This window comes from Streptomyces sp. NPDC003042 (assembly GCF_053591315.1).
Window position 1 is genome coordinate 1 of sequence record NZ_JBSFTP010000033.1, and the last position, 10,949, is coordinate 10,949.

The 10,949-nt window shown below is 68.6% G+C and carries 10 protein-coding genes; all 10 read right to left on the reverse strand.

The features are described from left to right. Positions 1 to 79 precede the first annotated feature (79 nt). The gene (locus ACWDYJ_RS18090) at positions 80 to 1,864 is read right to left on the reverse strand and encodes a DEAD/DEAH box helicase (protein WP_451566548.1); all 1,785 of its coding nucleotides are present in this window, start codon (positions 1,862 to 1,864) and stop codon (positions 80 to 82) included. Between the two features lie 114 nt (positions 1,865 to 1,978). Further along, positions 1,979 to 2,362 (reverse strand): type II toxin-antitoxin system death-on-curing family toxin, encoded by a 384-nt coding sequence (locus ACWDYJ_RS18095; RefSeq protein ID WP_451566549.1) that lies wholly within the window; start codon positions 2,360 to 2,362, stop codon positions 1,979 to 1,981. Then, a complete protein-coding gene (locus ACWDYJ_RS18100) occupies positions 2,363 to 2,560 on the reverse strand; it encodes an Arc family DNA-binding protein (protein WP_362056460.1) in 198 nt (65 codons plus the stop codon). It lies immediately after the preceding gene. A gap of 41 nt (positions 2,561 to 2,601) precedes the next feature. Continuing rightward, positions 2,602 to 4,083: an MFS transporter gene (locus tag ACWDYJ_RS18105; protein WP_451566550.1), complete on the reverse strand. Its 1,482-nt coding sequence runs from the start codon at positions 4,081 to 4,083 to the stop codon at positions 2,602 to 2,604. Between the two features lie 90 nt (positions 4,084 to 4,173). Beyond that, positions 4,174 to 4,824: a hypothetical protein gene (locus tag ACWDYJ_RS18110; RefSeq protein ID WP_451566551.1), complete on the reverse strand. Its 651-nt coding sequence runs from the start codon at positions 4,822 to 4,824 to the stop codon at positions 4,174 to 4,176. Positions 4,825 to 4,870: 46 nt separating this feature from the next. Further along, positions 4,871 to 7,198 carry a hypothetical protein gene (locus ACWDYJ_RS18115; RefSeq protein ID WP_451566552.1) on the reverse strand — a complete coding sequence of 776 codons (2,328 nt, stop codon included), beginning with the start codon at positions 7,196 to 7,198 and terminating at the stop codon, positions 4,871 to 4,873. Positions 7,199 to 7,230: 32 nt separating this feature from the next. Beyond that, positions 7,231 to 7,659, reverse strand: coding sequence for a hypothetical protein (locus ACWDYJ_RS18120; RefSeq protein WP_451566553.1), 429 nt, complete (start codon positions 7,657 to 7,659; stop codon positions 7,231 to 7,233). 36 nt (positions 7,660 to 7,695) lie between these two features. After that, positions 7,696 to 8,856, reverse strand: a complete 1,161-nt coding sequence (mycP, locus tag ACWDYJ_RS18125) for a type VII secretion-associated serine protease mycosin (RefSeq protein ID WP_451566554.1) — start codon at positions 8,854 to 8,856, stop codon at positions 7,696 to 7,698. A 27-nt stretch (positions 8,857 to 8,883) separates the two neighbouring features. After that, positions 8,884 to 10,329, reverse strand: a complete 1,446-nt coding sequence (locus ACWDYJ_RS18130; RefSeq protein WP_451566555.1) for a WXG100 family type VII secretion target — start codon at positions 10,327 to 10,329, stop codon at positions 8,884 to 8,886. Beyond that, entirely contained in the window at positions 10,329 to 10,838 is a 510-nt protein-coding gene (locus ACWDYJ_RS18135; protein WP_451566556.1) for a DUF2563 family protein, read from the reverse strand. Before ACWDYJ_RS18135 ends, ACWDYJ_RS18130 begins: the two co-directional genes overlap by 1 nt. Positions 10,839 to 10,949: the final 111 nt, after the last annotated feature.

Genomic DNA, 10,949 nt, shown 5'->3' on the forward strand with positions numbered 1-10,949 from the left:
GTGCGCACCAGCGCACGGACCCCGTTCCGCGTTCCCCAGCCCCCTCACACCAGCGGCAGCGGCAGCGGCAGCGGCAGCGTCACCGCATCCGCGTGGCCCACTCCTGCACCTTCTTGATCCGCTCCCGCAGCTGCCCCGCCGTCGCCTCGGCGCTCGGCGGCCCGCCGCACACCCGGCGCAGCTCAGTGTGGATCACGCCGTGCGGCTTGCCGCTCTGGTGGACGTACGCGCCCACCATGGTGTTCAGCGACTTGCGCAGCTCCAGCAGCTCCTTGTGCGAGACCACCGGCCGCCGGTCGGCCGGCAGCTCCAGCAGGTCCGCCTCACCGTCCGGCTTGCGCCTGCTGTGCGCGATCTGCCGCGACTGCCGCTTCTGCAGCAGCATCTGCACCTGGTCCGGCTCCAGCAGCCCGGGGATGCCGAGGTAGTCCTGCTCCTCCTCGCTACCGGGGTGCGCCTGCATGCCGAACTCGGCGCCGTCGTAGAGCACCCGGTCGAAGACGGCGTCGGACTCCAGCGCCTCGAAGGACATCTGCTCGTCGTCGCCGGTGTCCTCGTCCTCCTGCCGGTTCGCCTCGTCCATCTCCTTCTCGGAGTCGGCGTACGGGTCTTCCTCGCCCTGCTTCTTCGGCTTGTCGAGGACGTGGTCGCGTTCGACCTCCATCTCGTTGGCGAAGCCGAGGAGGTAGGGGATCGTAGGAAGGAACACGGACGCCGTCTCGCCGCGCCTGCGCGATCGCACGAACCGCCCGACGGCCTGTGCGAAGAACAGCGGCGTCGAGATGGTGGTCGCGTACACGCCCACCGCGAGGCGCGGTACGTCGACGCCCTCGGACACCATCCGGACCGCGACCATCCAGCGGCTGCCGTCCTCGCTGAACTCGTCGATCCGCTTCGACGCGCCGGTGTCGTCGGACAGGACCACGGTCGCCTTGCTGCCGGTGATCTCCTTCAGCAGCTTGGCGTACGAGCGCGCCGAGTCCTGGTCGGAAGCGATGACGAGGCCCCCCGCGTCCGGGATGCCCTTCCTGACCTCGGTCAGCCGCTGGTCGGCCGCGCGCAGCACGTTCGGCATCCAGTCGCCGCGCGCGTCGAGCGCCGTACGCCAGGCCTGGGAGATGGCGTCCTTGGTCATCGGCTCGCCGAGCCGGGCGGCGATCTCGTCGCCCGCCTTGGTGCGCCAGCGCATGTTGCCGCTGTAGGAGAGGAAGATGACGGGCCGCACGACGCCGTCGCCCAGGGCGTTCCCGTACCCGTAGGTGTAGTCGGCCGAGGACCGCCGGATCCCGTCGTTGCCCTCCTCGTACGCGACGAAGGGAATCGGATTGGTGTCGGACCGGAAGGGCGTACCGGTCAGGGCCAGGCGCCGGGTCGCGGGGTCGAAGGCCTCCAGGCAGGCCTCGCCCCAGGACTTGGAGTCGCCCGCGTGGTGGATCTCGTCGAGGATCACCAGGGTCTTGCGCTGCTCGCAGCGGTTGCGGTGCAGCATCGGCCGTACGCCGACGCCCGCGTACGTCACGGCGACCCCGTGGTAGTCCTTGCTGAGCGGCCCGGCGGAGTACTCCGGGTCCAGCCGGATGCCTATCCGGGCGGCCGCTTCGGCCCACTGCTTCTTCAGGTGCTCGGTCGGCGCGACGACGGTCACCTGCTGGACCACGTGGTGGTGCAGCAGCCAGGAGGCGAGCGTGAGCGCGAAGGTGGTCTTGCCCGCTCCTGGGGTCGCGACCGCGAGGAAATCACGCGGCTGCGTCTCCAGGTACCGGTTCAGGGCACTCTCCTGCCAGGCACGCAGCTTGCTGGCGGTGCCCCACGGCGCGCGGCCGGGGAAGGCGGGTGAGAGGTGGTGGGAGGCGGTAGTGGTCACGGTCTCCGGCTCGTCGCTCTCGGCAGTCGTACGTAGGACAACCGGGCCACCCTACCGGCCCGGGCCCGCCCCTCGCGGAGGGACGGGCCCGGAACTTGGGCGGTGCGGCGAGCGTCACATGGCTTCGTGCAGCGTCCGCAGACGGCGTGCGATCTCCCCCACGTCTTCGAGGCTGCCTGCGGCCACCTCGATCACCAGCTTGTACGACTCGTCCTGATCGACATCGATCATTTCGGTCCCGTTGAAGTCGAGGAACACGACAGTGCACATCCACGCCATGCGCTTATTGCCGTCCACCAGAGGGTGGTTGACGGCGAGTGACTGCAGCAGCGCGGCGGCCTTCTCGAACAGGTCCGTGTACGCCTCGACCGCGAACATCTGGGATTGCGGCCGGTGCACGGCGGAGCTGAGCAGGCCCAGGTCGCGCACCGCGACCTGCTGTCCCGCCATGGCGAGCTCCGCCAGGTCCAGGGCTTCCTGGACGGTCAGGTACTTCACTCACTCCCCCAGGCGGCGCAGCAGGTCGGCGTGACCCTTGGCGTACTTCTCACCCAATCGGCGGACCGTCTCGCGGTCCGCCTCCTGTTCGAGGTAGCGGTCGATCGCCTGGAGCACTATGGCGTGCATGCTGCGGCCCTCTTCCTCAGCGCGAATCTTGAGGGCCTCTTGCTGGTCGTCGCGGAGACGCAGGTTCATCGCCATACCAAAACGGTACCACCGGTGGGGCCAAGGTGGTACTACTTTGCGGCGGAAGAGGAGGCCGGGACGGGATCCAGCCGGGTCGCGACCCACGCCCCCACCAGCGCAACGGCGGCCATCGGCAGGAACACCACGACGAAGGCGGCGGGATGCGAGGCCCCCGCCCCCTCGGCCACGGCGTGACCGGCCCCCACCGCTCCCCCGCCCAGCGCGGCGAAGGCGGCGCCCCCGCCCGCCAGCAGCACCACGTTCGCCAGCGCGTCCGAGATCTGCAGCGAGGCGGAGTTCGCGCCCGCCTCCTGCGGCGCCGACAGCTTCAGCAGCAGCACGCTGGTCGAACCGATCACCAGCCCCATGCCGAGACAGCCCAGCGCCCACGCCACCGCCAGCGTCCACACCGGCACGGACTCGATCAGCACCGCGGGAGCTGCGGCGATCGCCACGGCCACCATCACCATCCCGCCGACCATCAGCCGCTCCCGGTACGGCGCCATCCGCCCCTTCGACTGCACCCACGAGCCGGTCGCCCAGGTCACCCCGCCCAGCGCCAGCGAGAACCCGGCCAGCGTCGGGCTCAGGCCGCGCTGGGTGACCAGCATCAGCGGTACGAAGCTCTCCGCCGCGATGAACGACCCCGCCGCCAGCCCGCGCAGCAGCACCACGGACGGCAGCCCGCGCCGGGCCAGGTACGTCCCGCGCGGCAGCAGTCCCAGAACCGCCGGCACCATCAGGGCCGCACCGGCGATGCCCGGTACGAGCGACAGCCACCGCAGGTCCTGGGCGGCGTACTGGAGCAGCCCCGCGCCGACCGAGATCCCCAGGGCGAGCCGGATCCGCCGCCGGTCGAAGGCGACGGGGGTCCCGCCCGCGTCGACGGGACCGGAAGCGGTCCGCCGTATCGCCGGCAGGGCGACCACCAGCGGCACCACCACCAACGCCGGTATCCCGAGGAACACCCACCGCCAGCCGAGGTGCTCGGTGACCGTCCCGGAGGCCAGCGGCCCGACGATCGACGGCACCACCCAGCTCGCGGCGAAGGCGGCCATGATCGCGGGCCGCAGCCGCTCCTCGTAGGCCCGGCTGACGACGACGTACAGGGCGACGATGACGAGCCCGCCGCCGAAGCCCTGCACGGCCCGCCCGAGGACGAACATCCACATGACCTCTGCGGTCCCCGAACACGCCAGCCCGGCGGCGAAGGCCCCGATCCCGACGGTCAGCGCCCGCAACGGCCCCTGCCGGTCGGCCCACTGCCCGGACAGGACCATCCCGAACAGGCTGGTCGTGAAGTAGGCGGAGAACCCGAAGGCGTAGAGCCCGATCCCGTCGAGCTCCCGCGCGGCGACGGGCATGGCCGTCCCCACGGCGGTGGCCTCGAAGGCGATCAGGAAGATCACGGAGATGATCCCGATACTGAGCGTCCGGTACGCGGGAGCCAGAATCCCACCCCCGGAAGCCGCCGCCGACCCCGCCACGGCTATATCGGGCCCACTCGGCACACGGCGTTCAAGAGCACTCATCGCCCCAGAGTAAGGCCCACGCCCCCTCCACGCCCCTGTCATTCGACGTACCCCACGTCAGCCCCTGGCCCTAGGCCCCCGCAGACCTCGCTACCCTGCCGGAACCTCCTGCACGGTGAGCCGGTCCGCCAGACCGCCGTTGTTCTTGCAGCCCAATTCCTTGACCAGCGCGACCGAGGCCACGTATGCGAGTGCCAAGTTCGCCTCCCGGTACTTGGCGACGTCTCCCTGAGGGAACCTTCGGTTCCACGCACTGACAGCCAGGACGGCCGGGTTGGCCTCCTCCGCGCCGGCCAGCCTGGGACTGATGCAGTCGATGTACACAACGGCCCTGTTCGCGTTGGCCCAGGCAGTGCGCCCCAGCTGGTACCGCGCCACCTCCGGGCTGGTGTGCGGCGCGTCCGCGACAGCCGGCACCACCCGCTCAGCAGTCACGGTCAGCCCGGCAATCGTGGAAGCCTCTTGCTCATAGACCCCACAGATCCGTCGCTCACGCCAGGAGTCGCCTCCAGCCACTGGCTCACCGGCCAGTTTCTCGGCCGCGTCCTTCACACCGTCCCCGTCCGTCGAGCGTGAGAAGCCCTCGGTGCCCAATGTCGCCTGGAGCGCCTTTTCTGCCTCCCCGGCGAAAAGCCCGTGACAGACCTCACCTGCGCCAACGTCCGCTTCTGCGCTCGGCGCATCATCTTTCTCGCCGTCACCCCACGCTCCACATCCAGTGGCGAGGAGCGCCGCCGTCATGCCGACGGCCAGTGGCCCTCGCATTCGTGCCAAGAGACACGACGTTCTACTCCGGATCATGACCGTGCTGGTCCTCTCGGTCGGAGCCTGTCCCATAGCCGATCAGAGCGGCCTGGCGCAGGTCCTCCGCGAAGTCAGAGTCGCTCTCTCTCAGGTTGTATTGGTTGATGAACCGCCTCGAGGGCGCCTGCATCGTCTCCTCGCCCGCTCGGTAGATCTCGTCCTTCTGGTCGCGGAGCTCCTTCTTGGAGTCGTCCTCGTTCTTCTTCTTCTCCGCCTCCGACCAGTCGCCGACGACCTGACCCGCCATCGTCTCCAAGGCGCCACTACCTGTGTCCACGGCGAGCGGAACCAGGATGGCGGCAGCACCTACCGCAGCGGTCGCCGGTAGGAAGGCGACTCCCGCCGCGACCGCCGCTCCTGCACCGAACTGGATCCATGCGCTGCGCTCCTCCAGCGCCTTGTTGTACGCCTCGTCTTTCTCCACATGGTGTTCCTGCACCTGGTCTGCGCGGGCCTTGTCCAGCATCCCCTGCACCTCCGCGCCTACGCGTGCGGCCTCCCGGGAAGCTCCCTTGTCGATCTGGCCGTCCGGGCCCACTTGGGCCTCCAGGACCGACGTCGTGTAGATCCGCTCGGCGGTGGACACCGTGGCGTAGGCGTCAGGGTGCTGACCGAGTGCGCTCAGCAGCTTGCGGGCTTCGTCTCGCTCGAGTGTCACGTGACCGGTGGAACCGCCCCGCGGCTCAAACGGGCTGCTGGCATCGTTCTCAGTGAGCGCCCGGTTGACGTCGTCGATATAGCCGGCCGTCATGTTGCCCACGCTATCCGCCAGCGCCTCTTGCTCATTGAGCAGTCCAGCGTCGCCCCCGTACTTGGTTACGACCTCCTTCATGATGCTCGCGGAGGTGTCGTCGCGCGACAGCTTGGGCGAGGGGTCGTCCCACGCGTGGCCGAGCGTCGCCGCTTCCAGAGCGTGTCCCAGAGCATCCGGCATGTACTGCTTGACCTTCTTCAGGTCGTCCGGATTGGTGCCCTCCATATCGATGGTGAAGTCGTACTTCTCGTGGCCGAAGAAGTCGAGGTAGTTCTTGATCGGCTGCTTGTCCTTGCCCTTGCCCAGATCCGCCGGACCGGACTTCTCCGAGCCGTCGTGGCTGTAGGCCTGCGGTGGGCGTTCGGGGTCGAAGAACTTCTTCGCCGCGTCCGGGCTGTGGCCCAGTGCCTCCAGGAAGCTGACCACCGGGTCGTAGCCGGCGCCGTTGATCCCGGAGGGGTTGAGCATGTTCTTGCCGTAGCCGTTGAGCTGCCGGGTCTGGTTGAAGAAATCCGGGTTCTTGGCGTGGATCTGCGTCGCGTGCTCGGCGATGGGGACCAGGAACTTGGGGTCGTAGTTCCCGTAGCGCATGATGCCGCCGAGCAGCTGGTACCCGTAGGGCGGGTTCTGGTCGTACCGCGCCAGCGGGATGTGCTGGGTGCCGAGCTTGCGGAGCTCCTGGGCATAGCTGTCGGGCAGGTGCGGCTCGGACGTCGACCGGGTGGCGGTGGCGAGGTTGAGGCCGAGGTTCTTCTGGAGTTCCTGGACATCCTTGAGCCGCTGCTCGTCGACCTTGCCGTACTCGTGCGTGTCGGTCGACAAGTACCCGAAGAACTGCAGCGCACCCTTGGGGCCAAGGGTGTCGTAGAACTTGGTGGAGAACTCCGCCACCTTGGCGTTGTCCGCCAGCAGCTCGTTGAGTTCCACGAGCTCGGCGTGGGTGAGCTCCCGGCCCTTCTTCGCCAGGTCGGCGGCGCGGCCGGCCTGTTCGGCGGCGAGACTGGAGTACTTCGGACCGCTGAAATTGTGGTCCTCGGTGACGTTGGCGTTGAGCAGCCGGGCGAGTGACTGGTCGACGTCGTCACACGCGTCGATGACGGCGTCGATTTTCGCCTGCCACAGCGGCCGGTTGACGCGGATCGACTCCTGGTAGTCGGGGTCGTGCCGTGCCGCGTAGCGGTCCTTGTCGGCGAGGGGAACGGGCGTGACCTTGCCCTTGGCGTCGACCTGGAAGCCGGCGGCGGGGGCCTCTTCCTCAGAGATCTTCTTCAGCTGGTCACGGGAGGACTTGAAGGTGGCGTGGCCCTGGGTGAGTGCCTGATGGATGCCCTTGGCTTCCTTGGCGGCGTCCTCGAACTCCTTGGCCGTCTTGTCGACGAAGGGCCGGGCCACGCCGGCGGTGACACCGCTCCACTCGGCCTTGTCGGACTTGGCCTTCATGCCGTTGCGAGCGGCCTCGGCCAGCTCGTCGAGCTTGGCGACCATCGCCTGCCAGTCGCGGATCGCGGTGGCTAACTTGTCGACGGGGGCGTTCATCACGTTCTCGTACGTCAGCACGCGGCCGTACGCCTTTCTGTCCGAGGAGGCGCCTACTTGAGGTATTCGTCGATCTTGGACGACGTGAACTCGGCGTACAGCCGCTCTTCTTCCTTGTTGTGGGAGGAGAGCGAGTAGTTCAGACCGTTGGAGATGTTCGCGCAGGCGGCCACGAGGGTCTTCACCTGATTCTCCCAACGGGTGTTGACCTTGAGGAGCGCCGCCCCACTCGCGAAGCCCTCCTTCGACAGCGCGCCGGCCGCCTCGGCGGTGGCGGTGGCGGCGTGCTTGCCGTCCGTCTGGAGCCGGGAGTGCAGCTTGTGCGCCTCGGAGCCGACGGCGCCGATGTGGTCCTGGTTCAGCTCGAGATCGGCGCTGCCGCCGCTGCTGCCGCCGGGATCGGAGGGGACCTGGTTGAGCCGCATGTTGACGTTGGCCGTGGCGGTGGCACGGGCGGCGGACCATTCCTCGTCGAACGACATCGCGTGCACTCCTGTTTCAGGGGAGGTCAGGTCAGGTCATCGCTTGCTGCGGCGCACGACGACTGCCGTCACGGCGCCGCCGATGAGAAGGCAGGCTCCCATACCCAGGGCGATCCAGGGGACGATGCTGCCGTCATCGTCCTTCTTGGCCTCGGCCTGCGGCGCGGGCTTGGGGCCGGTGTCACCGGCCGACGGCGAGGCCGAAGGCGACTGCTTCGCCTCGGCCGCGGCCAGGTCGGGAAGCGGAAACACGTCCGCCGGGCCGGGGTCACCGGGCGTGGGAATCGCGATCCGGGGGCGGACCACGCCGTAGCCGACGTAGTCGTTGCGCTCGACGCCGTCGACGGGCTTGCCCGCGGTGTTCAGGAGGACCCGGAGGACCTGGTTGTTGGTCCAGTCGGGGTGAGCGGACCAGAGGAGGGCTGCGGAGGCGGAGGCGAGGGCGGTGGCGTCGCTGGTGCCGTGGGTGTTGCAGAGCTCCGTCTTGCCAGCACAGGCGGTGACGATGTCAATGCCGGGGGCTGACATGTCAACCTGCGGACCGTGCTGCGACTCCTTGGTCGCAACCCCACCACGGTCTACCGCTCCGACGCCAACCACGCCAGGCGTCGCAGCCGGGTAGCGGATCTCGTTCGTTGTATCGCCATCATTGCCCACACCAGCAAAGATCAGCTTTCCCTTGGAGAGGGCGTATTTCACAGCGGCAAGACGCTCGGGATCGTCCTTGGATGTGACCATGGAGATATTGATGATCTTGGCATTCGAGTCTGCCGCATACCGAATCGCTGCAGTCCATGACGGGCTTGTGTCATTGAACTCGTGTGGCACCCGGATCGGAAGAATTTTCGCGCCGGGAGCAAGGCCGAACGCGCCATCACCGCTTGGATGCTTTCCAGAACCAGCGATCACTGCAGCCATAGCGGTGCCGTGTCTGTCGTAGTCGGTCCGCTCGTCCCCTTCAAGCTCCGTCGCGAAGTCCTTACCGGGGAGTACTTGACCCTCTAGTTCGGGAATCCGTGCAACACCACTGTCGATGACGGCGACGGTGACGCCCTTACCCGTACTGATCTTCCAGATGTCGTCGGCCTTCATGGCACCGAGGTGCCACTGCTTCTCTCGGATCGTCTGCGCATGGGCCGGGGTCGCGGCGACCCCGACGAGCAGCAGACCCATGAGGGCCGAGGTCGCCTTACCCATGCGCATACCGTGCAACGTCCGTTCTACTCAGTCGATCACTGGCGGCACAACGCGACGGTTGCCCTGCCAGGTCTCTTCGTCCTCGGCCAGGTAGTCGGGGCGCTCGCCCCCCCGGTCATTGCGTCGCGTGCCCGGGTTCTGGGCACCCGTACCGGCGTGGCCCATTCCACCAGAGCCTGCCCCGTTGCGTACGAGGCCCGAGCCTCCCTGGGTGAACGGCTGGCCACCCGCGACCGGCCGGCCGCCCGCAGCGGCCTGGCGGCCACCGACGACACCGCCCTGCTCCATGGCCAGCCGACGACCAGCCGCTGAACCACCCTGGCCGCCGTGGGGGCCACCAAGGCCGCCGCCCATCATGCCGCCCGGGCCTCGGCCACCGGCGTGCGTGCCTTCCCCGCCGATGACCGTGCCGCGCGGAATGCCGGCGGTGGGGCCCGAGGTAATCGGCCGACCACCCATGATGCCGGTGTCGCGCGGGGGCAGTCCGACCTTGCCGCCGAGACCGCTCGGAGGCCTCGTACCCGGCGGCAGCGGGCCGCCGCCCGGAAGCGACGGGCCGCCCTTCGACGGAAGCGTCAAGGACGGCATCGGGCCGCTGGGGAAAGGCCCCGGGACACCCGGGCCGACAGGAGTTCCGGGGCCTGGCCCGCCGGGCAACCCGGTGGTCGGAGGCAGGGTCTTGTCCGGGAGCGTGGCGACATGGTCGAGATCCACGTTCACATCACGGTCCGGCATGACCAGAGGAGGCAACGTGGGCAAAGGCTCTGCTGTCGGAGGCCGCGTATTGTCCGGCGCAGCCGGCTGAACGGCCGTCCGGCCGGGCTCGTTCGAACGAGCGCCACCCTCTGGGACCGACACCGCGTACGAGGACGCCCCAGAACCAGATTCACCACCGGAGCCACCACTGGAACGGTCCATGTAGGAGCCGGCAAAGACACCCTTGGGCTCAAAATCCCCCGGCGGCGGCGGAAACGTCGGAACCTCCGCCTTCCCCATCTGCGTCGCCGACGCGTCATACGACTGCGCCAGCTTCGTCAGTTGCTGGATGGCCTGCTGGCGGTCGCCGCTCAGCTTGGAGTGTGCCGTCTGGCCCATCTCCTGGGAGTCCGGGTCGTTGCGGTACTCGCGCGCCGCCGCGAGGTTGGCCGCCGCGCCCGTGTCGTACTTGGGGGTGTTGGCCTTGACCTCGACCATCGTCTGGGCGGCCTCGGTCATCCACTTGCCGCCCGCGGCGCTGTAGTCGCCCAGGAGCAGCGTCGCGCTGCCCGCTCGGCTCACCCAGTCCTGGAAGGCCTGGGCCGCTTCGCCCTCCCAGCCCTTGACCTGGTGCTTCTTGAGGTTTCTGCCGATTTCCTTGATCGTGTCAGCTGCCTGCGTGAGCTGGGTGCCGCGGGCCTTGACCGTCTCCGGGTTCAGCGACGCGATCATGGCGAGCAGTTGCTCGTGCGTGTAGCCCTCGAAGTTCGTCGCCATCAGACCGTGCCTCCCGACGTGCTCGTGTCGCCGCCGGCGCCGGCGGCCTGCTGCGCCTGCTTCTCCTGGCGGACCAGCGGGTCGCGGTCAGGGACGTAGTCCTGCTTCGATCGCCGGATGATGGCCCGCATGCGCTCCTGCGTGTCCTCGTCGACCTCGCCGTAGCCCTTGCCCGCCGTCATGATCGCGATGCCCAGGCCCTCGATCTGGCCCGCCAGGCCCTGGGACAGCTTCTGCAGCTCGCTGTGCACGGTCGTGTAGGCCTTGAAGAGGGCGTCCGCCTCCGCGAAGCCCTTGCCCAGCGTGCCCTCCGGCAGGGTGCCGTGGGCGAGCTTCTTGTCGTCAGCCTCGGAGCCGTCGAGCTTCTTCAGGAGGTCGTCGACCAGCTTCTTGTAGTCGCTCAGCGATTCGTACTCGACCTCGAGCGCCTTCGCCTGACGCATCACCGCGTCCGCGACGCTCGCGGAGACGCCGCCTCCGAGCACCCCTGATCCGTTGTCCACTGCCACGATGGCCTCCCCGACTCCCCGTCACCGCGCGCGCCGTGTCCCCGTTCGCGCCCGTTCACACCCGCCCGCACACATACGTGCCCAGCGTCGTGGACCACTCTAACGATCGGC

Bases quoted from the DNA above. Each gene is read 5' to 3' on its own strand.
- ACWDYJ_RS18100 (WP_362056460.1), bottom strand. From the start codon at position 2,560: ATGAACCTGCGTCTCCGCGACGACCAGCAAGAGGCCCTCAAGATTCGC.
- ACWDYJ_RS18105 (WP_451566550.1), bottom strand. From the start codon at position 4,083: ATGAGTGCTCTTGAACGCCGTGTGCCGAGTGGGCCCGATATAGCCGTG.
- ACWDYJ_RS18110 (WP_451566551.1), bottom strand. From the start codon at position 4,824: ATGACGGCGGCGCTCCTCGCCACTGGATGTGGAGCGTGGGGTGACGGC.
- ACWDYJ_RS18120 (WP_451566553.1), bottom strand. From the start codon at position 7,659: ATGTCGTTCGACGAGGAATGGTCCGCCGCCCGTGCCACCGCCACGGCC.
- mycP (WP_451566554.1), bottom strand. From the start codon at position 8,856: ATGGGTAAGGCGACCTCGGCCCTCATGGGTCTGCTGCTCGTCGGGGTC.
- ACWDYJ_RS18130 (WP_451566555.1), bottom strand. From the start codon at position 10,329: ATGGCGACGAACTTCGAGGGCTACACGCACGAGCAACTGCTCGCCATG.